The sequence below is a fragment of the Caballeronia sp. INDeC2 genome, assembly GCF_023631325.1.
Lineage (GTDB): Bacteria > Pseudomonadota > Gammaproteobacteria > Burkholderiales > Burkholderiaceae > Caballeronia.
This window is the reverse complement of sequence record NZ_JALQDG010000013.1, coordinates 1-21,567: the sequence shown is the minus strand read 5'-3', so window position 1 is coordinate 21,567 and position 21,567 is coordinate 1. Positions and strand designations below refer to the sequence as shown.

Annotated in this window: 18 protein-coding genes; 15 read left to right on the top strand and 3 right to left on the bottom strand. The window is 61.8% G+C overall.

Features of this window, described 5'->3' with window-relative positions; all coding sequences use genetic code 11:
• Positions 1 to 79: 79 nt before the first annotated feature.
• A complete protein-coding gene (fur, locus tag NCS28_RS11355; RefSeq protein ID WP_035507641.1) occupies positions 80 to 508 on the bottom strand; it encodes a ferric iron uptake transcriptional regulator in 429 nt (142 codons plus the stop codon).
• Between the two features lie 175 nt (positions 509 to 683).
• On the opposite strand from fur, the gene NCS28_RS11350 reads away from it, so the two are divergent.
• The 9 genes from NCS28_RS11350 (at position 684) to NCS28_RS11310 (ending at position 9,850) form a co-directional block, all read left to right on the top strand.
• A complete protein-coding gene (locus NCS28_RS11350) occupies positions 684 to 1,484 on the top strand; it encodes an outer membrane protein assembly factor BamE (RefSeq protein WP_250513926.1) in 801 nt (266 codons plus the stop codon).
• A gap of 118 nt (positions 1,485 to 1,602) precedes the next feature.
• Complete coding sequence (gene dapB, locus NCS28_RS11345; RefSeq protein ID WP_250513925.1) at positions 1,603 to 2,400, top strand: 4-hydroxy-tetrahydrodipicolinate reductase; 798 nt, start codon at positions 1,603 to 1,605, stop codon at positions 2,398 to 2,400.
• A 15-nt stretch (positions 2,401 to 2,415) separates the two neighbouring features.
• Complete coding sequence (locus tag NCS28_RS11340) at positions 2,416 to 3,081, top strand: MotA/TolQ/ExbB proton channel family protein (RefSeq protein ID WP_250513924.1); 666 nt, start codon at positions 2,416 to 2,418, stop codon at positions 3,079 to 3,081.
• A gap of 12 nt (positions 3,082 to 3,093) precedes the next feature.
• On the top strand, positions 3,094 to 3,534 hold the full coding sequence (locus NCS28_RS11335) for an ExbD/TolR family protein (protein WP_250513923.1): 441 nt from the start codon (positions 3,094 to 3,096) through the stop codon (positions 3,532 to 3,534).
• 191 nt (positions 3,535 to 3,725) lie between these two features.
• Positions 3,726 to 6,320: a leucine--tRNA ligase gene (leuS, locus tag NCS28_RS11330; protein WP_250513922.1), complete on the top strand. Its 2,595-nt coding sequence runs from the start codon at positions 3,726 to 3,728 to the stop codon at positions 6,318 to 6,320.
• Positions 6,320 to 6,922 (top strand): LPS-assembly lipoprotein LptE, encoded by a 603-nt coding sequence (locus NCS28_RS11325; RefSeq protein ID WP_250513921.1) that lies wholly within the window; start codon positions 6,320 to 6,322, stop codon positions 6,920 to 6,922. Before leuS ends, NCS28_RS11325 begins: the two co-directional genes overlap by 1 nt.
• 19 nt (positions 6,923 to 6,941) lie before the next feature.
• A complete protein-coding gene (holA, locus tag NCS28_RS11320) occupies positions 6,942 to 8,033 on the top strand; it encodes a DNA polymerase III subunit delta (RefSeq protein WP_250513920.1) in 1,092 nt (363 codons plus the stop codon).
• Positions 8,034 to 8,142: 109 nt separating this feature from the next.
• Positions 8,143 to 9,414, top strand: coding sequence for a glutamate-5-semialdehyde dehydrogenase (locus tag NCS28_RS11315; protein WP_250513919.1), 1,272 nt, complete (start codon positions 8,143 to 8,145; stop codon positions 9,412 to 9,414).
• 19 nt (positions 9,415 to 9,433) lie between these two features.
• Positions 9,434 to 9,850 (top strand): CopD family protein, encoded by a 417-nt coding sequence (locus tag NCS28_RS11310; RefSeq protein ID WP_250513918.1) that lies wholly within the window; start codon positions 9,434 to 9,436, stop codon positions 9,848 to 9,850.
• On the opposite strand, the gene NCS28_RS11305 is transcribed toward NCS28_RS11310, so the two are convergent.
• Together NCS28_RS11305 and NCS28_RS11300 are read right to left on the bottom strand one after the other, a co-directional pair.
• Positions 9,837 to 11,810, bottom strand: coding sequence for a glycosyl transferase family 1 (locus NCS28_RS11305; RefSeq protein ID WP_250513917.1), 1,974 nt, complete (start codon positions 11,808 to 11,810; stop codon positions 9,837 to 9,839). The two genes, NCS28_RS11310 and NCS28_RS11305, sit on opposite strands and share 14 nt — an antisense overlap.
• Positions 11,785 to 12,624 carry a MurR/RpiR family transcriptional regulator gene (locus NCS28_RS11300; protein ID WP_250513916.1) on the bottom strand — a complete coding sequence of 280 codons (840 nt, stop codon included), beginning with the start codon at positions 12,622 to 12,624 and terminating at the stop codon, positions 11,785 to 11,787. Before NCS28_RS11300 ends, NCS28_RS11305 begins: the two co-directional genes overlap by 26 nt.
• 296 nt (positions 12,625 to 12,920) lie before the next feature.
• Between NCS28_RS11300 and edd the strand changes: the two genes are divergently transcribed.
• The 6 genes from edd to NCS28_RS33345 all read left to right on the top strand — a co-directional run.
• A complete protein-coding gene (gene edd / locus NCS28_RS11295) occupies positions 12,921 to 14,867 on the top strand; it encodes a phosphogluconate dehydratase (protein WP_250513915.1) in 1,947 nt (648 codons plus the stop codon).
• An 82-nt stretch (positions 14,868 to 14,949) separates the two neighbouring features.
• A complete protein-coding gene (gene eda / locus NCS28_RS11290) occupies positions 14,950 to 15,582 on the top strand; it encodes a bifunctional 4-hydroxy-2-oxoglutarate aldolase/2-dehydro-3-deoxy-phosphogluconate aldolase (protein WP_250513914.1) in 633 nt (210 codons plus the stop codon).
• Positions 15,583 to 16,065: 483 nt separating this feature from the next.
• Positions 16,066 to 17,223 (top strand): DUF2827 domain-containing protein, encoded by a 1,158-nt coding sequence (locus NCS28_RS11285; RefSeq protein ID WP_284504824.1) that lies wholly within the window; start codon positions 16,066 to 16,068, stop codon positions 17,221 to 17,223.
• Positions 17,220 to 18,371 carry a DUF2827 domain-containing protein gene (locus tag NCS28_RS11280; RefSeq protein ID WP_250513913.1) on the top strand — a complete coding sequence of 384 codons (1,152 nt, stop codon included), beginning with the start codon at positions 17,220 to 17,222 and terminating at the stop codon, positions 18,369 to 18,371. Before NCS28_RS11285 ends, NCS28_RS11280 begins: the two co-directional genes overlap by 4 nt.
• 46 nt (positions 18,372 to 18,417) lie before the next feature.
• Entirely contained in the window at positions 18,418 to 19,545 is a 1,128-nt protein-coding gene (locus NCS28_RS11275) for a DUF2827 domain-containing protein (protein WP_250513912.1), read from the top strand.
• 439 nt (positions 19,546 to 19,984) lie between these two features.
• Positions 19,985 to 21,567 (top strand): ESPR-type extended signal peptide-containing protein (locus NCS28_RS33345; RefSeq protein ID WP_350029783.1); only part of this gene is annotated, 1,583 nt, incomplete at its 3' end.

The following is a 21,567-nucleotide window of genomic DNA, read 5'->3' as shown; positions in this document are numbered from 1 at the left end:
GGGCGAAACGAAACCGCCGTCCATCGAGCCGATGGACGGCGGTTTTTTCATCCACGCGCCGAAGAGCGGCGCGCGAATCTCAATGCTTGCGATGCGGGCAATTTTCCTTCGTGCATGCGCCGTACAGCGCGAGCGCGTGCTCGTGGAGCTTGAAGCCGCGATCCTTCGCGATCGATTGCTGACGGCGTTCGATCTCCGCATCGAAGAACTCTTCCACGCGACCGCAGTCGATGCACACGAGGTGATCGTGGTGCGATCCCTCGTTGAGCTCGAAGACGGCCTTGCCCGATTCGAAATTGCTTCGCGACAACAGGCCGGCTTGCTCGAACTGCGTGAGCACGCGATAAACCGTCGCGAGGCCGATATCGAGCTCTTCGTTGAGCAGGCTTCGATACACGTCTTCGGCGGTCAGATGGCGCACCGGACTATGCTGGAAAATTTCGAGAATCTTGAGGCGGGGCAGGGTCGCCTTGAGCCCGATATTTTTGAGATCGGCGGGATTGGTCATGGCTAGGCATCCCTAGAGTACAATTCAAGGTTCTCATAGTAATGCGTTTTTCCAATTCCCGACATCCCGTGCGGACGCAAGGCGAATTGGACGAAAAGAGCGCGACCTCGGAGCGCCTCGCGTGAAAGGTGAAATGTTTTCCAAATCTTTATCGAATTGCAGGGAGAGCCGTCGCATGCGGGGAACCGTGATCGCAGCAACCTTGGCCGCATTGCTCGCCGGCTGCTCGGCGTACGACAGCGTCACGCAGAAGATCGCGCAGAGCATCACACCGTATCGGATCACGGTCGTGCAAGGCAATTTCGTTTCGCAGGAAGCGGCGAATCAGATGCAGGTCGGCATGTCGCGCGATCAGGTGAAGCAGCTCCTGGGCACGCCGCTTTTGACCGACATGTTCCACGCGGATCGCTGGGACTATGTGTTCTATTTCAAGCGCGGGTCCACGTCCGTCGTGCAGCAGCGTGACTTCGTCGTGAACTTCGCGAGCGATCGGGTCGTGAGCTGGTCTGGCGGCGAGAACCTGCCGTCCAACCTCGAACTGCTCGCCGAAATCGACGGCGACAAGGGCGTGAAGGTGGCGAAGCCGGTCGCGACCGCGGCGGCATCGGCGCCGGTTGCATCGACGGCTGCGGTGACCGCGCCGTCCGGCGAGCCGTCCACGGAGCCGAATACCGCGGCCGCATTCGCAGGCGACGCCAATCAGCAAGCCGCGCAGGCCGCCAATCGCGCCACGGCGCAGGTCGATACGCCAACGGGCCGCACGCAGTCGTCGGTGCGCGTGAACGTGCCGCAGACAGCAGGCGGCGCGCCCGGTTCGAGCGGTCAAAGCGGCAGCAATTCGCAGATTCAATTGCAGCGCCGTCCGCAGACGATCAACATTCCGGACAGCAGCGCGGTAGGCCCGGCGGGCACCTCGCCGGCACCGGCCAACGCGGGCGGCCAGGCGCAGTTCTATCTGCCGCAGCAAAGCCAGTAAGCAGTTCAGCCGTTCGAAGCCGAAGCCGCGCCACGCGTTTGCACGGCGCCGCTTCGGCCGCATCGTCAATCCGCATCATCCAGCGCGCGTCTTGCGCGCGGTTCAATACGAGACTGCCATGAAGATCGCCATCGCCGGCGCATCGGGCCGCATGGGCCGGATGCTGATCGAAACCGTTCTCAACGATCCCGACACGCAACTCGCCGGCGCGCTCGACCGGCCCGGCGTGCCGCAACTGGGGCAGGACGCGGGCGCATTTCTCGGCAAGACCACGGGCGTTCTGCTGACCGACGACATCGAGCGCGTGTTCGCCGACGCCGACTATCTGGTCGACTTCACGCGCCCCGAAGGCACGATGGCGCATCTCGAAGCCGCGTTGCGCCACGACGTGAAGATGATCGTCGGCACGACGGGTTTCTCGGACGAGCAGAAGGCGCGGCTGAAGCAGGCGGGCGAGAAGATCGGTGTCGTGTTCGCGCCGAACATGAGCGTCGGCGTGAACGTCACGTTGAAGCTGCTCGAATTCGCCGCGAAGCATTTCGCGCAGGGTTACGACATCGAAGTCATCGAGGCGCATCACCGGCACAAGGTCGACGCGCCGTCGGGCACCGCGCTCGCGATGGGCGAGGTGATCGCCCACGCGCTCGGCCGCGATCTGAAGGACTGCGCCGTGTATGCGCGCGAAGGCGTGACGGGCGAGCGCGATCCGTCGACCATCGGCTTCTCGGCGATTCGCGGCGGCGATATCGTCGGCGATCATACGGTGCTCTTCGCAGGCATCGGCGAGCGCGTCGAGATCACGCACAAGTCGGCGAGCCGTTTGTCCTATGCGCAAGGCGCGCTGCGCGCCGCGCGCTTCCTGCAAGTGCACGAAAAGGGCTTCTTCGACATGCAAGACGTTCTCGGCCTGCGCTGATTCATCTTCCCGACAATGGCGGCAACCGGCGTTATCCACTATCTGCAATCCGGCGACGCCGTGACGCACGCGGTCGCGGGCTTGCTGCTCGCGATGTCGCTCGCGAGCTGGTGCTTCCTGCTCGTGAAGGCGTGGATTCTCGCGCGCGCCAAATGGCAAAGTCCGCGCGCGCTGCAGCGTTTCTGGCAGGCGCCGAGTCTGAAAGACGGGATCGGCGCATTGCGGCGCGCCGATCGCGAGCGCGTGTTTCTGCCGCTCGCCGAAGCAGCGTGGCGCGCATCGGAAGCCGAAATGCCCGGCGCGCTGCTCGCTCGTGTGGAGCGCAGCGAACGCGTCCTGCGCGCGCTACGTCATGCGTTGCTCCGTTCGCAACGCAGACTCGAATTCGGCCAGGTTCTGCTCGCATCTGTGGGCAGCACGGCGCCGTTCGTCGGCCTGCTCGGCACCGTGTGGGGCATTTATCACGCGCTCGTCAGCATTGCGTCGAGCGGGCAGGCGATGATCGAAAACGTCGCCGGTCCGGTCGGCGAGGCGCTCATCATGACGGCGTTCGGGCTGGTCGTCGCGATTCCCGCCGTGCTCGCGTACAACGTGCTCGGCCGCTACGTGCGGCAGATTTCCGAGGAGCTCGACGGCTTCGCGCACGACCTGCACGTGTTCGTCTGCGGCCCGGCCGAATAGGAGCGCACGGCGATGGCCTTCGGCGGACTCGACAAGAAATCCAACGGCCGGCCGATGGCCGACATCAACATGACGCCGCTCATCGACGTCATGCTCGTGTTGCTCGTCATCTTCATCATCACGGCGCCGCTTTTCACGCACGCGATCCGGCTGGATCTGCCGAAAGTCGCGTCGCAGCCCGCGCGCGAGACGCCGCAAACCATCACGCTTTCCATCGACGACGCCGGCAAGCTTTTCTGGAACGATACGCCGGTCAGTTTCGATCAGATGCGCGCGCGCTTTGCCGATGCAGGTAAGGCGGCGCAAAAGCCCGAACTGCATTTGCGGGCGTCGAGCGCGACGCGTTATGAAGTCATCGCGCAGGTGATGGGCGCGGCGCAGCAGGCGGGGCTGGAGCGCATCGGCTTCGTCACGCAGCCGGCGCGGCCGCAGGCACCGGCGCCCGCGCGATAAGCCCGCGAGTTGGCGCGCATCGAACGGTATAATCGCGATTTCTCCGTTCGGCGGGCCTTGCAGAAGCCAGCAGGCTCGATTTCCGACGCCGCGCCGTGTCAGCGATGCCGCGGCGCCTGGACTCGTCGCTCATATCGGTAGCGGCTGGTTCAAAGTCCGTTCCCAGCATTTGCCGAAAGCCAAACCACACCATGCACGATAAATACGTACCCGCCGACGTCGAATCCGCCGCGCAGAGCAACTGGCGCGCGAACGACGTCTACCGGACGACCGAGACGTCGGCCAAGCCCAAGTTCTATTGCGTCTCGATGCTGCCGTATCCGTCGGGCAAGCTGCACATGGGGCACGTGCGCAACTACACCATCAACGACGTGATGTACCGTTATCTGCGCATGAACGGTTACAACACGCTGATGCCGATGGGCTGGGACGCGTTCGGCATGCCCGCCGAAAACGCGGCGATGGCGAACAACGTGCCGCCGGCGAAGTGGACGTACGAGAACATCGCGTACATGAAGAAGCAGATGCAGTCCATGGGCCTCGCCATCGACTGGTCGCGCGAAGTGGCCACCTGCTCGCCCGAGTACTACAAATGGAACCAGTGGCTGTTCCTGAAAATGCTGGAAAAGGGCATCGCGTACAAAAAGACCGGCACGGTGAACTGGGATCCGGTCGATCAGACCGTGCTCGCGAACGAGCAGGTCATCGACGGGCGCGGCTGGCGCTCGGGCGCGCTCGTCGAGAAGCGCGAAATCCCAATGTACTACCTGCGAATCACCGATTACGCGGACCAGTTGCTCGACGACCTCGAAGGCCTCGGCTGGCCCGAGCGCGTCAAGATCATGCAGCAGAACTGGATCGGCAAGAGCTTCGGCGTGAACTTCGGCTTCCCGTATGAGATCGATGGCGAAGCGAAACTGCTGCGCGTCTTCACCACGCGCGCCGACACCATCATGGGCGTCACGTTCGCGGCGATCGCGGCGGAACATCCGCTCGCCACACGCCTCGCGCGCGACAACGCGGAGCTGCAGGCGTTCATCGACGAATGCAAGCGCGGCGGCGTCGCGGAAGCCGATGTCGCCACGATGGAAAAGAAGGGCGTGCCCACGGGCTTCTTCGTCACGCATCCGTTGACGGGCGCGCAGGTCGAAGTGTGGATCGGCAATTACGTGCTGATGTCCTACGGTGAAGGCGCGGTGATGGGCGTGCCCTCGCACGACGAGCGCGATTTCGCGTTCGCGAAGAAGTACGGTCTGCCCATCAATCAGGTGATCGATGTCGCCGGCAAGACCTATTCGACCGACGCATGGGAAGAGTGGTACGGCGACAAGACCGCGGGCCGTCTCATCAACAGCGGCAAGTACGACGGCTTGAGCACCGAGGAAGCGATCGACGCGATCGCCGCCGATCTCAAGGCGAAAGACCTCGGCGACAAGCAGATCACCTGGCGTCTGCGCGACTGGGGCATCTCGCGCCAGCGCTACTGGGGCACGCCGATTCCGATCATCCATTGCCCGAGCTGCGGCGACGTGCCGGTGCCGGAAAAAGATCTCCCTGTCGTGCTGCCGGAAGACCTCGTGCCGGACGGCTCGGGTAATCCGCTCGCGAAGTCGGAAGCGTTCCTGAATTGCGCGTGCCCGAAGTGCGGCGCGGCGGCGAAGCGCGAAACCGACACGATGGACACCTTCGTCGATTCGTCCTGGTACTTCTCGCGCTACAGCGCGCCGGACGCGCAGACAATGGTCGACGAGCGCACCGACTACTGGATGCCGATGGATCAGTACATCGGCGGCATCGAGCACGCAATTCTTCATCTGTTGTATTCGCGTTTCTGGACCAAGGTCATGCGCGACATGGGCCTCATCAAGTTCGGCGAGCCCGCGAAGAATCTGCTCACGCAGGGCATGGTGCTGAACGAAACGTTCTATCGTGAGGACGCGGCCGGCAAGAAGACCTGGTACAACCCGCTCGAAGTCACCGTCGCGCACGACGACAAGGGCCGCCCGACCGGCGCGACGCTCAACGCGGACGGTCGGCCGGTCGTGCTCGGCGGCGTCGAGAAGATGTCGAAGTCGAAGAACAACGGCGTCGATCCGCAGACGCTGATCGATCAGTACGGCGCGGATACCGCGCGCCTCTTCGTGATGTTCGCGGCGCCGCCGGAGCAGTCGCTCGAATGGTCGGGCGCGGGCGTCGAAGGCGCGAGCCGCTTTCTGCGCCGCGTATGGCATTTCGCGCACGACAACGCCGAAGCGCTGCGCCAGCACGCGAAGCTCGATGCATCGACGCTCAACGACGCGGACAAGACGCTGCGCCGCGAAATCTACACCGTGCTCAAGCAGGCCGATTTCGACTACGGCCGCCTGCAGTACAACACGGTCGTGTCCGCAGCGATGAAGATGCTCAACGCGGTCGAAGGTGCGAAGAACGCGGGCGTCGGCGTGCTGAACGAAACCTTCGGCGTGCTGTTGCGCGTGCTGTATCCGGTCGTGCCGCACGTCACGTTCCAGTTGTGGTCGGAGCTCGGATACGAGAAGGAATTCGGCCCGCTGCTCGACGCGCCCTGGCCGAAGGTCGACGAGGCCGCGCTCGAGCAATCCGAAATCGAGCTCGTGCTGCAGGTGAACGGCAAGGTGCGCGGCGCGTTGACGGTCGCGAAGGACGCATTGCGTGAAGACATCGAAAAGGCCGCGATCGCGCACGAAATGTTCGGGAAGTTCGCGGAAGGTCGCGCGCCGAAGAAGGTGATCGTGGTGCCCGGGCGTCTCGTCAACGTGGTCGTCTGATGCGCAAAACCAAGGGAGTCGATGTGACCGGGAAAGCCGTCGAGAAAGGCGTAAGCAGGCGTTCGTTCCTCGCGCTCGTGGGCGGCGCGGCCGCGCTGTCCGCATGCGGCTTCCAACTGCGCGGCCAGCAGGACTATGCGTTCAAGCGGCTCGCGATCACGGGCGGCGCGCCGCAGATGGTCGCGCGCCTCGAACGCATGGTTCAGGGTGGCAGCGACACGGTGATCGTCAAGCCTTTCGAAAAGCCGGACGCGACGCTCAATTTGTCCGAGGGTCAGGGCTTGCGCACGCTGAGCCTGAATGCGCAGGGCGTCGTGCAGGAATACGAGCTCGTCTACAACGTGAACTATTCGCTGATGGGCGCCGACGGCACGCTGCTGATTCCGCCGAGCGCCATCGTATTGAATCGTTCGATGACGTATAGCGATCAGTACACGCTCGCGAAAGGCCAGGAAGCCACGCTGCTTTATAACGACATGCGCAACGACGCCGTCGATCAGTTGACGCGCCGTCTAGCGACGGTGCGCTCGCTGCATCCGGCGCCGGGTGAGCAGACGCCGGGCGTTTCGCCGCGCGCGCCGCTGCCGGTGCCGCCGCTCTGATCGCGCGCTCGCCAGCATCATGCAACTGAAGCTCGACGCGCTCGAAGCGCACCTCGCGAAAGGCCTGAAGGGGCTGTACGTCGTCTACGGCGACGAGCATCTGCTCGCGCAGGAAGCGTGCGACCGCATTCGCGCCACCGCGCGCGCGGGCGGCTTCACGGATCGCACGGTGTTCACCGTCGAGCGCGGTTTCGACTGGAGCGCGCTCATCGGCGCGACGCAATCGATGTCGCTCTTCGGCGACCGTCAGCTGATCGAACTGCGGATTCCGACCGGTAAGCCCGGCAAGGAAGGCGCGGAAGCGCTGAAGATGCTCGCCGGCGCCGATAATTCCGATGTCGTGACGCTCGTCACGCTGCCGCGTCTCGACGGCGCGACGCAGAAATCGGGCTGGTTCACGGCGTTGCTCGGCGCGGGCGTCGCGCTGAAGATCGATCCGGTCGAACGCGCGCAATTGCCGATGTGGGTCGGCCAGCGGCTCGCGCAGCAAGGGCAGCGCGTAGCGCCCGGCGAGGAAGGGCGGCGCGCGTTGTCGTTCATCGCGGAACGGGTGGAAGGCAATCTGCTCGCCGCGCATCAGGAAATCCAGAAGCTCGGGCTGCTGTATCCCGAGGGCGTGCTCACGTTCGAACAGATTCACGACGCCGTGCTGAACGTCGCGCGCTACGACGTGTTCAAGCTCAACGAAGCGATGCTGACGGGCGATGTCGGCCGTCTCGCGCGCATGCTCGATGGACTGAAGGGCGAAGGCGAAGCCGCCGTGCTCGTGCTGTGGGCGCTCGTCGAGGAAGTGCGCACGCTGTTGCGCATCAAGCGCGGCGTCGCGGCGGGCAAGCCGCTCGCCACGCTCATGCGCGAAAACCGCGTGTGGGGGCCGCGCGAACGGCTGATCGGTCCGGCGCTTTCGCGCGTGACGGACGAAGCGCTGGAGAAGGGGCTGTCGCTGGCGGCGCGGCTGGATCGGCAGGTGAAGGGGCTTTCCGGCGGCACGGGAAAACACGGCAGCGAGACGCCGCCCGATCCGTGGGCCGGCATGTTCGAACTGGCGATGGCAGTCGCGCATGGCGGCAAGCCGGCGCAGGCCGCGCCACCGCCACGACCGCGTCGCTAGAACGCTTCTGTCACGCGCTGTTGCAATCCGCGCAACAGCTTAGAATGAACGCACTGACGCTTGGGCCTTGAAGGCGGCTCAAGCAAGCGGCACACGGAAGAGACCCACGATGAACATCGATCAATACATGACCGACCTCGGCCGACGCGCACGCACGGCGTCGCGCGCAATGGCGCGGGCGTCGACGGCGGCGAAAAATGCGGCGCTCAACGCCGTGGCGGACGCCATCGAACGCGAGCGCGATGCGCTCAAGGAAGCGAACGGCCGCGACCTCGCACGCGCGCGCGAGAAGGGCCACGACGCGGCGTTCATCGACCGCCTGACGCTCTCGGACAAAGCGATCGCCACGATGGTCGAAGGCTTGCGGCAAGTGGCCGCGCTGGCCGATCCGATCGGCGAAATCAGCGGGCTGAAGTTTCGTCCGAGCGGCATTCAGGTCGGCCAGATGCGCGTGCCGCTGGGTGTGATCGGCATCATCTACGAATCGCGGCCGAACGTGACGATCGACGCCGCCGCGCTGTGCCTCAAATCCGGCAATGCGACCATTCTGCGCGGCGGCTCCGAGGCGCTCGAATGTAATACGGCGCTCGCGAAGCTGATCGGCGTCGGGCTGGAAGCGGCGGGCTTGCCGCAGGACGCCGTGCAGGTCGTCGAGACGGCGGATCGCGCGGCGGTCGGCAAGCTCATTACCATGACCGAATTCGTCGACGTGATCGTGCCGCGCGGCGGCAAGAGCCTGATCGCGCGGCTGATGGAAGAATCGCGCGTGCCGATGATCAAGCACCTCGACGGCATCTGCCACGTGTACGTGGACGATCGCGCGGACCTCGACAAGGCAGCGGCCGTTTGCGACAACGCGAAGACGCATCGTTACGGCACCTGCAACACGATGGAAACGCTGCTTGTCGCGCGCGGCATCGCGCAACGAGCCTTGCCGCAACTTGCGCGCGCGTATCAGGCGAAGGAAGTCGAGCTGCGCGTGGATGCCGAAGCGCGCGCCGTGCTCGAAGCGGCGAAGATCGGCGGCCTCGTCGATGCGACCGACGAAGACTGGAGCACCGAATATCTCGCGCCTGTGCTGGCAATCAAGATCGTCGGCGGCCTCGACGAAGCCATCGACCATATCAACACCTACGGCTCGCATCACACCGACGCGATCGTCACCGAAGATCACGACCACGCCATGCGCTTCCTGCGCGAAGTGGATTCGGCGAGCGTGATGGTGAATGCATCGACGCGTTTCGCCGACGGCTTCGAATTCGGCCTCGGCGCGGAAATCGGCATTTCGAACGACAAGCTGCACGCGCGCGGGCCGGTCGGGCTCGAAGGGCTGACATCGCTCAAGTACGTGGTGCTCGGCCGCGGCGAAGTCCGTCAATAAGCGGGCTCGAACAAGAACGATGCTCTGGATCAAATCGCTGCATATCGTGCTGGTCGCTTCGTGGTTCGCGGGGCTTTTCTATCTGCCGCGCATTTTCGTAAACCTCGCGATGGAAACCGATCCCGCCGCCACCGCGCGTCTGTTGCTGATGGCGCGCAAGTTGTTTCGCTTCATGACGTTCATCGCGGTGCCCGCGCTCGCGTGCGGGCTATGGCTGTGGCTCGTCGTCGGCATCGGCGCGGGACAGGGCTGGCTGCACGCGAAGCTGACGATCGTCGTGTTGCTGATCGCCTATCACGCGTATTGCGCTCGCTTGCTGCACACGTTTCAACGCGGCGAGAACAAGCGCTCGGACAAGTGGTATAGGATGTTCAACGAACTGCCGGTGCTCGGGCTGCTCGGCGCGACCTTGCTCGTGGTGATCAAGCCGTTTTGATGCGCTGCTCCTTCACCAGATCGAGCACCATTTCGCCGAAGACTTCCGGACGCCCTTCGAAGAAGCGCTGCACTACGTTCTTTTCGAGCATGTAGCTGCGCAGCGCTTCGCGCTCCTCGTGATTGTTCGCGAGCCTCACCGCGGCTTCGACGTATTCCTCCACCGTATCGGCGACCATCCAGCCGGGCATGTAGGCGCGCATGAACATCGCGCCGTCGATCCGCTCGAACACTTCACGACCCGTCTTGCAGATGCCCGGTAACCCGACCGTGAACGCATCCACGATGCCGTTCGTGTTGCCGAAGGGGAATGGACTCAGGAACATGTCCATGTCGTTGAGGTAGTTGATGTAGTCCATATAGGGCTGGTGAGGCACGACAGTCCCGTTTGCTGCGCTCCAAGCCCCTCTGGCCACTTTCGCCAGATGCAGGAGCGTGACGGCGTTGGCGCCGCTCGTCAGAAAGTGGAAATAAACCGGAGTGTTGCTGCGCTCGGAAATATTCCGGCATGCCTTCAGAAAGCTCGGCGAGAGTTTCATCAGGGTCGCAGCCACTGCGATATCAATCCGCCCGGAAGCCTGCTTCTTTCGTGGACGAACGGGTTTCATAAACGGCGAAGGCCGATAAGGCTGGCCGTCTTTCGGAAGGCGCAGAAGCGCTTCGCTGAAACATCCCGGGTCGCCGACGAAGTCGTCCTCGACGCTGACATAGTCGATGCACTCGGAGTGCGTCGTGGCGGGATGGCCCAGTCCTGCAATCTGTAGCGGTGCGAGACGCAGATTGGACACGGAGATTGTCAGCACCGACATGCCTACGCTCGGCATATAGAGAACGTTGGGACATTCCGACTCCGCGAACTCGCGAATCGCGGCGAGCATCGGCACGAAGCCTTGGTCCTCATGCAATTCGATCACTCGCGTGAAGACCTCGCGTCCGAGATCGCCGATCGCGTTGGGCAGGCACATCGCCACGACATCGAAATGGACGCGCGCGGCCGACAGCGTGCGGGAATGAGTACGCATGATCGAATGGCCGTCGGTGAAGGCTTCCAGCACGACGAGCATCAGCGGTCGTGCGCGGTTGGCGCGTCGGGAGGCGGTGAGGGCTGGATCCAGATCGGCGAGTTCGGTGCCTGCGAACGTCTTGCGCACGAGCTTGTTGATGCTCCGTTTGATTGCGTGCCGATGCTCGATTTCGGCATAGGTGCAATGCATGTAAGTTGACAACAACGGATGCATCTCGATATCCCGTAGATCGCTCTGATCGTCGAGTGCCTTGTCGAGCCATTCGAGGAGCGCTTCGCGGTTGCGATGCGCCTCGGCGCTGCCGGGAAGCATTTCACCGGCTATCGAAATAGCAAGATTCAGCGCGGGTATGGGGTCCGCGCGCATGCACGCCGAATAGTCCAGCGGCAGACGCGATTCGGCGTTGCAGACAATGTTGAGCCGTCTTATCGCGTCCGTAACGGGCAGTTGAACCGTTCCATCTTCTGCAACGATCGGAAGGAACTGGCGAGCGACATGATCCGCATTCTTCAGAGGCGCAGCGCCGAGCATGTGCTGAATCAACGAGCGGGAGGCTGTCAGGTGCCTGAATCGCTCGTCGGTGAGCGTAAATCCGGTGTCTCCGACAAGGGCAACGATGGCTGCGGCCATGCGACCGGCAAAACGTTCGAGCAACCAGCTTCGGCTGAGACGTGGCCATGCATTGGAAGGCGCCATCAAAGTCAGCAGATCGACGGATGGTCTTTCTTCAAGCAATGCGCCGAGTTCGGAAAGCTGCGCGATGGCTTCGTCCGGCTTTTCGCCGTAGACGCAGGATTCGAAACGCTCGACAGAAAAAGAACTGCTCATGCGTGCTCCCAGTGAGCAAGTGAGTGATAAACAGCATAGGCGAACGCCTGCCCTCATTCGAAGGCGACGCAGCCTTCGCTGCCTACGCGCCCACCCGCCGCCCTTCAAGCACGTCCTTCGCTTCGGCCAGCTTGTCCGCCAATGCGGGCCCGCGGGCCAGCGCCAAGCCGACCGCCAGAATGTCGCCGATCGCGAGATGCGACACGCGCGATGTCATCGGCGAAAAAATGTCGGTGTCTTCATCGACATTCGCGAACAATCCGACCGTCGCCATGCGCGCGAGCGGCGAGTGTCCGTGCGTGATCGCGATGACCTTTGCGCCGCCGTTCAGGGCCGATCTGCTCGCGTCGAGAATGTCGCGGGTGCGCCCGGTGTTGGAAATCGCGACGACGACATCGCCCGGACCGAGCAGGGCGGCAGAAGTGGTGTACGTATGCGGATCGGAGTATGCGACAGACGGCACGCCCAACCGAAAAAATTTGTGCTGCATGTCGAGCGCGGCGATACCCGATCCGCCCGCGCCGTAGAACTCGATGCGCCGCGCATCGGCCAAGATCGCGATGGCCGCCGCGACGCTATCCGACGACAGCGTGTTGCGCACGGCGATCAATGCGCCGATGGTTCGGTCGAGCACTTTGGCCGCGACGCCCGCGGGCGGCTCGTCGGAGCGCACGTCGCGATAAACGGTGGGAACGTCCGCTGCTATGTTTTGCGCGAGGCGAATCTTGAATTCCCGGAAGCCCGAAAAGCCCAGCGCCTGGCAGAACCGCGCGATAGTCGGCTGGCTGACGCCCGCGCGCGCCGCGAAGTCGGTCATCGACAAATCGAGCACCTCGCGCGGCGCTTCGAGCACGTAGTCGGCCAGCTTGCGCTCGGACGGCCGCAGTTGCTCGCGCTTCGCTTCGACTTGAGACAGCAACATCGGAAATCTCGCCTATGCTGAAAATTGCTTGGACTATAGCCGAAGAACGGTAATGTACAAATACTACAGAATCTGTTGGCGCAATCTAAGGTGAAACCCTGAGATCGTTCCTGCGTAAGCGATCTGTCTAATGCGATCGCTTAAACGAATGTATAAATCCACGTTGTCAGCGTGTAGTTTTTCTACTAATATCGCGAGGCACGGCAATATCCACGACAACAATTCGAACGCCGTTCTTTGCAACATTTCAACCCACCTCGACGGCAGACGCGCCGGGCGTAGACGAAGGAGCTTCGATGGTTTCCCCGCATTCGCAACTCAAAAAAGTCACCGATCGCATCATCGAGCGCAGCAAGCCGACGCGTTCCGCGTACCTGGCGCGCATCGATGCCGCCCACGGCAAATTCCCGGCACGCGGTGCGCTTTCATGCGCGAATCTGGCACATGGCTTCGCCGGACTCGAAGGTGAGGAAAAGATAGCGATCAAGACGATTCGCGAGCCGAATATCGGCATTGTGTCGTCTTATAACGAGATGCTGTCCGCGCACGCGCCGTACAAGAGCTTCCCCGACATCATCAAGCAGGCGGCGCGCGAGCATGGCGGCATCGCGCAATTCGCGGGCGGCGTGCCCGCCATGTGCGATGGCATCACGCAGGGCAACGCCGGCATGGAGTTGTCGCTCTTTTCGCGCGAAGTCATCGCGATGAGCACGGCCGTCGCGCTCACGCACAACATGTTCGACGCGGCGCTGTGCCTCGGTATTTGCGACAAGATCGTGCCGGGGCTCGCGATCGGCGCGCTGCAGTTCGGTCATCTGCCGACCATTTTCGTTCCCGCCGGCCCGATGACGAGCGGTCTCACCAATGACGACAAGGCCAAGGTGCGCCAGGAATTCGCCACCGGCAAATGCGATCGCGCCGCGTTGCTCGAAGCGGAGTCGGCGGCATATCACGGCCACGGCACCTGCACGTTCTACGGCACGGCGAACAGCAATCAGATGCTCATGGAAGTGATGGGCCTGCATCTGCCGAGCGCGGCGTTCGTGCATCCGCACACGCCTTTGCGCGACGCGCTCACGGCACAAGCTGCGCGTCGCGTGCTCGACCTCACGCTGGAGCGCGGCAACTACACGCCGATCGGCCATGTGGTCGATGAAAAGGCGATCGTGAACGGCATCGTCGCGCTGCTGGCGACGGGCGGCTCGACCAACCACACGCTGCATCTCGTGGCGATCGCGCGCGCGGCGGGCATCGTGATCGACTGGAACGATTTCGACGAGCTCTCGCAAGTGGTGCCGCTGCTCGCGAAGATCTACCCGAACGGCAAAGCCGACGTGAACCATTTCCATGCGGCCGGCGGCGTCGCGTTCCTCGTGCGCAATCTGCTCGAGGGCGGCTTGCTGCACGAAGACGTGCAGACCGTTGCGGGCAAGGGGCTGTCGCACTACACGAAGGAGCCGAAACTCATCGACGGCAAACTGGAATGGGTCGACGGCGCGCCTGAAAGCCACGATACCAAGGTGCTGCGCGGCATCGGCGAGCCGTTTCAGCCGGACGGCGGGTTGCGTCTGATGCAGGGCAAGCTCGGGCGCGGCGTCATCAAGATTTCGGCGGTCGCGCCGGAGCATCGCGTGGTGAAGGCGCCGGCCATCGTATTCAACTCGCAAGAGGAAGTGCAGGAAGCGTTCGACAAGGGCGAGCTGAAGCGCGATTTCGTCGCCGTGGTGCGCTTTCAGGGCGCGCGGGCGAACGGCATGCCCGAACTGCATCGTTTGACGCCGCTGCTCGGCGTGTTGCAGGATCAGGGCTTCCATGTCGCGCTGGTCACGGACGGGCGCATGTCGGGTGCATCGGGCAAGGTGCCTGCGGTCATTCACGTGTCGCCGGAAGCGCTGCTGCAGGGTCCGCTCGGCAAGGTCCGCACCGGCGACACGCTCTTGATCGATGCGCCCGCCGGCGTGCTCGACATCGAAATCGACGGGAACGAGTGGGCATCGCGCGAAGTGCAAGCGCCGCTGCATCAGGCGGACAACGAAGCAGGATTCGGACGGGAACTGTTCGGCGTGTTCCGTAGCGCGGCGCTGCCGGCAGAAGAGGGGGCATCGGTGTTCGGTGCGCTGATCGGCGCGGCTTCCGCCGACGGGCAAGCGAACGGCGCGGCCTCGCACGAGAGAAACCCGCTTCGCGACAACGCGCGCGCCGCGGCATCGGCGCTGAACAAGGCGCACGCCACGCATCATTGACGTTCGAAAGGGCGAACTGCTCGAATCTGAGAAACCCGCGGATAGACCACAAGGCGCCGCACCAAAACAGGAGTCGCATCAAATGAAATCGGTAAGCGAAATCGTGCGTCTGGGCCCGGTGATTCCGGTGCTGGCGTTCGAAACGGTCGAGCAAGGTGAACATGTTTCGCGCGCGTTGCATGCGGGCGGTGTGAAAGTGCTGGAAATCACGCTGCGCACACCCGCGGGCATCGGCGCGATCGAGCGCGCGAGCGAACTGGCGGACGATATCGTCGTTGGCGTCGGCACGATCACGAAGCCCGAGCATTGCGCGCAGGCGAAAAAGGCGGGTGCCCAGTTCGGGGTGTCGCCCGGTCTTACGAAGGACATGCACAAGGCCGCGCAGGACGCAGGATTGCCGCTGCTACCGGGCGTGATGACGCCCAGCGATATCATCGCCGCAATGGAACTGGGTTACGAAATCGTCAAGTTCTTCCCGGCGCAACAGGCGGGCGGCATTCCGATGCTGCAGGCGTTCTATGGGCCGTTCCCAAATCTGAAATTCTGCCCGACGGGCGGCATTACGGCTGAGACCGCATCCAACTTTCTCGCGCAGCCGAATGTCGTGTGTGTCGGCGGTTCGTGGCTGACGCCGAAGGCCGCGCTTGCCGCGCAGAACTGGGAGGAAGTCACGCGTCTTGCACGCGCAGCTAGCGAGTTGGCGCCGCACCAGTAAAGCTCTTTGCATCAGAAAGCGCGTCGTGACTGTCTAAGCGGTCCGACGCGTTTTTTTTCGGCCCGACTTCCTGTTTGACTCTGTTCTCTCACTCGCTCCGCCTGGCGTTCGGAGTTTGCACAACCATTCTTTCGCTTTGCGAATCGGATTAATTCGAATTTCAAAATCTCGGCGATTAAGACGGTTTGAGTTTCTCTAAGAGAGAGATAAGAAGGTTCTCAATTATCCGGGATGTGCTGGGAATTTTAACGCTTGTTCTATATATTTAGGTCTTAGACGTTCCTCGATATATCAGACGCGGAAGCGTTCCAGCCCGGAGATTCGGCGCGTCTTGCGCGAAAATCCCTTCCTTCCGCCGATGCTGCCTGTACCCAGCAACGCGACGCCGCACGCTGCTTCAGCACTGCGCGCGGCCGCGATCACATTACCGCGGAACCTCTTTTTTTAAAAGCGTAGTTTCGTCTTTTTCAGGATGCCAATCCGATGACCATTCGAATCGGAATTTCAGTCGTCACGCATCAAGGCCAAAACATCTGGCAGAACGGCCTGGGCCAGAACGTGATCTTTTTGTCGGAAGCGCTACAGAAGCTTCCATTCGTCGAGAGCGTTTCGCTGATCGACGTGGGCGACCAGAACGCTTTGCCGCCGCAAGTCGACGCCGCGTCGAAGGGCTTGCGCATCATGCGCATTCCGGATGCGACCGATGCCGTTGACGTGATCTTCGAAATGGGCGGCGCACTCGACACGCAATGGCTCGATCTCATGCGGGCGCGTGGCAAGAAAGTCGCATATTACTGCTGCGGCCAGCCTTACGTCGGACTCGTGGAGTCGCCAGTGTTCGACAAGCCCGTTCATGTGATGCGCCCTGACCGTTACGACCAGGTCTGGTTGATGTCGAAGGACCGTCTGTCCGTCCCGATGATGCGCACGCTGCATCGCTGCCCGGTTCATCTCATTCCGTTCATTTGGCATCCGCAGTTCCTTGAACAGCGCATCGCGGAAGTCGAAGAGCACGGTCTGCGCTTCGGCTATGAACGCCGCTCGGACGCGGCCAAGCCGACGATCCAGCCGCAAGGTTTCCGCGTTGCAATGTTCGAGCCGAATATTTCGGTGGTGAAAACGTCGAGCATTCCGATGCTCGCCTGCGAGGAAGCCTATCGCGCGGACCGGTCGAGCATTTCCGCCATGCATGTGCTCAATTCGATGCACATGAAGGATCACCCGACGCTCATGTATATGGCCAACTCGCTGGATCTGGTCAAGGATTCGAAGGCGACGTTCCATGGCCGTAACGACATCGCCGGCTTCATGGCGCAGTACGCCGATGCAGTGGTGTCGCATCAATGGGGCAACGATCAGAATTATCTGTATCTCGACGTGCTCTACGGCGGCTATCCGCTGATCCATAACTCGCCGTGGCTCAAAGACGCGGGCTACTACTTCCCGGGATTCGACGCGCAAGAGGGCGGGCGCCAGTTGCTGCGCGCCTTCCATGAGCACGACAGCAATCTCGATGCATATCGCGCGAACGCGCAACGCGTCATCGATGCGGTGAGTCCTTTCAATCAAGCAAACCTGGATGCTTTCGCAGACCGGTTGATCAACCTTTGTCAGGGAAGCAAGCTCGAGGTAGGCGTATGAACATGCAAAGCAAATCCCGCATGCCGGAGCGGATCAACGTCGGCGTTTCCATCTACATCCGCAAGGGCGAGCAATCGCTTTGGGAAAACGGCATTTTTCAGAATTGTCTCTATCTCGTGATGTTGTTGATGCGCTCGCCGCGCGTGAAGTCGACCTATCTGGTGACGGGTGGCGGCGACGGCGGTCCTGAAGACGCCAAGCGCTTTCTTTCGGATTCGCCGGTGCCGCTCATCGACATGGAAACGGCGTTGTCGAAGCTCGATGTGATGATCGAAATGAGCGCGCAGCTCAACCGTGAGTGGTCGGTTAAGTTTCGCGAGCGCGGCGGCAAGATCATCACGATGCGCGTGGGCAACGACTACGTGATCGATATCGAACGGATGGTGTTCAACCTTCAGCACGCGCTGCTCGTTTCGGGTGCGCCTTACGATGAAGTCTGGACACTGCCGGAATACGAAGTCAGCTGCAAGCCGTATTTCGAAACGCTGTTCCGTGCGCCGGTCAAGCTCATGCCGCATCTGTGGAGTCCGGTCGTCCTCGAACGCGAAGCCGCGAAGCTGTCGAACGGGCTGAAGTTCGGTTATCAGCCGGGCCGCCGCCGCTGGCGCGTGGGCATTTTCGAGCCGAACGTCTGCATGGTGAAGACGAGCTATATCCCGATGCTCGCCTGCGACGCCGCGCATCGCGAGAACCCGGACATGCTCGAACGCGTGTGGGCGTACAACACGTTCAAGTTGAAGGATCACGCGGCGTTCGTCGGCTTCGCGCAGAGCCTCGACTACGTGAAGCATGGGCTCGGCAACTTCGAAGGGCGTTTCCCGTTCGCGCAGATCGTGCCGACTTCCGTCGATGCGGTGGTCAGTCACCAGTGGGAAAACCCGCAGAACTACGTGTATTACGAGGCGCTCTACGGCGGCTATCCGCTGATCCACAACTCGCATTTGATCGGCGATTGCGGCTACCGCTATCACGATTTCGATTGCGAAGAGGGCGGCCGCGCGTTGCTGCGCGCCTTTGCCGAGCATGACGCCAATCTCGAGAGCTACCGCGCGACCGCGAAGAAATTTCTGCACACGCTCGATCCGGAAAACGAAGAGAACGTGCGGACCTATACCGAGGCGATCGAGGCGGTCTACGCGAGAGCGTGAGCGCGGGATTCAGGCATTCTGCCGCGAGGCAATGGAGTTACTTGGAATGAAGAAGTTGCGAATTGGCATCACCATTGGCCTGTTTCATGAGGCCGAGACGCTGTGGAACAACGGCATCAAACAGAACGCAGTCTTTCTCGCTGAAGCACTTAAGAACTGTCCGAATGTCGAGAGCGTCGTGCTCGTCAATACGACGCATGTCGCGATTACGAAACAATTGCCATGGGACCTGGAGCGCTGGCCCACGGTGACTTTCGATGGCGCGAAAGACAACATCGACGTGCTGATCGAACTCGGCGGCCAGATCGATCCGAACGCAACGGAATACCTGAAGCAGCGCGGCGCACGCCTCGTTTCGTATTGTTGCGGTTTCGAATACGTCCACACGATGGAGTCGATTCTGTTCAACCGGCCGAGCTTCGGCGACAACCTGTTCGTGAACCAGCGCTACGACAACATCTGGATGATTCCGCAGGTCGCGAACATCAGTGCGCCGTACTTCGAGGTGATGCGTCGCCAGACGGCGCAGGTCGTGCCGTTCATCTGGAGCCCGATGTTCCTCAATGCTCGTGCTGCTTCGTTGCCGTATTCGGGCGAGTATCAGCCGAAGGCGGGACCGCGTCGCCTGAGCGTGATGGAGCCGAACATCAACGTTGTGAAATTCTGTCTTTATCCGGCGATGATCGCGGAAATGGCGTACCGCGAGCGCCCGAACGACATCCAGTTGCTCCAGGTGACGAACGCGCAACACCTCGCTACGGAGTGCAGGGAATTCATCGCGCTGATGAACCAGCTCGACATCGTGCGGAATCACAAGGCGGTATTTCTCGGCCGCTTCGACACGCCGACGTTTCTTGCCGAGCATACGGACATCATCGTGTCGCATCAGTGGGAAAATCCGCTGAACTATTTCTATCTGGAAGTGTGCTGGCAGGGATACCCGCTGGTTCACAACGCCACGTTATGCACGGATCTCGGTTACTACTACCGAGACAACGATGTGCGCGAAGGCGCTCGGAGAGTGGTCGAAGCCATCGATCAGCACGATTCTCAACTCACGCAATATCGCGATAAGCAGCGTTCGCTGATTGGGCGTTATCTGCCGGACAACGCCGAACTGGTCAGTGGCTACACCGGGTTGCTCGACGCACTCATCAAGAAGCCGTTGCGCTAATCCGACGTTTCTCGACGCGACCGTTAAAAGTTTCCGGGCGCCATGTCTGATCGGACGATCAGACATGGCGCATTGTGCTTTGCGCGGCTCTGGCCGATGAGAAATTGTTCTGCCACCTTGGTCGATTCCGCCGGAATCTCGCAGCCGGTCTCGGCGATGTCTGATTCTTCGAGCATCTCGGAGTTTGGAACAGGGAAGCGTCAAAACGGCTTTAATTTTCGTTCATTTGGTTAGTATAACTAATAAAAATTTGGTCAATAGGACTTTTCCTAAGTCCGTAACTTTCTGTGCATTTTTGCGCGCTTTCTACGGTTCCGTTGAATTTAGGACATGTCCGCTTCATCGAGGTGGTCCTCCCTAATATTCTGTGCCGTGGTCAAAAGGTGTTTTCCTTTTTTATTTTGTAAAAGACGCTCGTTTTTGTGGGTCAATTCGGTTTATGAATAAGTCATACCGCAGTATCTGGAATGAGAAGGTAGGGACGTTCGTTGCGGTCGCTGAGACCGCGATGGCGCGTGGCAAGAAGAGTTCTGGCGGCGCGGTATGCGACCCGGAAGGTGATGCGGAAGCCATTGATGCATATGTCCGTCAGGACGACGACTCTTCCCCAAAAGTTGCATTACGCGCGGCGGCCGGTGTGGGTGCTTCGGTGGCGTTCCTTTTCGCTGGCACGAGTGCCTGGGCTGCTGCTCTTCCTGGGGACGGCACTGTTGCCAGTGTGGCAGCGTGTTCAGGCGGGACCGTCACAGGCTTCAACAATACCTCGAACTCCGTCAATGCGAGCAGCACCAACAACCCCCTTTGTGCTCCGGGGTTCGCCGGTGCGGGTTTCAACGGTGTCGTGCTTCAGGGCGGCACCGGCGAATACATAACTATCGGCGCCGACGGAAATATCAGAATGGCGGCGCCGAACTCTCTTGTATTCAACGCTGCTACGGTTACGTTCAGCAATGGCGTGCTGACAAACTTGGCGAACGGCAATATTGCCGCGTCCAGTACCGAGGCAGTGAACGGCGGGCAGTTCTTCACCTTCTCTTCATCGCTTTCTGCGTCGATAAGCACGGTATCCACGTCGCTTTCGAGCAGCTTTGCATCGATGTCCACGTCGGTCAGTTCCATGTCGACGGCCGTGACTGGGGCATCGTCGAGTATGTCTACCGCGGCGAGTTCGTTGTCCACGGGCTTAAATTCCCTTTCGACCAGCACGTCTACCGCGCTCAATTCAATGTCGACGGCGTTTAGTAGCCTTTCGACGAACACTTCGACCTCCACGGGCATCAGCTCGCTGTCGACGGGTCTGAACTCGCTGTCGGCCTCGACCTCCACGGGCATCAGCTCGCTGTCGGCCTCGACCTCGGCGGGAATCAGCTCGCTGTCGAGCGGCGTGAGCTCGCTCTCCGTTGGCGTGAACTCGCTGTCCGCAGGCATCAGCACGCTGTCGAGTTCGACTTCGACGGCAGTGAACTCGCTGTCCACGGGCCTGGCCAACGCGGTGATGTACGACGACGCATCGCACTCGAAGGTCACGCTGGGCGGCTCGGGCCATGCGCCGGTGAAGCTCACGAATGTGGCTAACGGCACGGAGAATCCGGATGCGGTGAACTTCGGCCAGTTGAGCTCGCTGTCGAGCTCGGCCTCGACGGGCTTCGACTCGCTGTCGACGGCGATCTCCAGTTCGAACGGTAACTTCGACTCGCTGTCCTCCAGCGTCACGTCGCTGTCCACGGGCGTGAGCTCGCTGTCCACGGGCATGAGCTCGCTGTCGAGCTCGACCTCGGCTGCGATCAGCTCGCTGTCCACGGGTGTGAGCTCGCTCTCGGCTGGCGTGAGTTCGCTCTCCGCAGGCGTGAGTTCGCTGTCGACGGGCATGAGCTCGCTGTCGAGCTCGACTTCGGCTGCGATCAGCTCGCTGTCGACCAACGTGAGCTCGTTGTCGACCAATGTCAGCTCGCTGTCCACGGGCATGAGCTCGCTGTCGAGCTCGACCTCGGCTGCGATCAGCTCGCTGTCCACGGGCGTGAG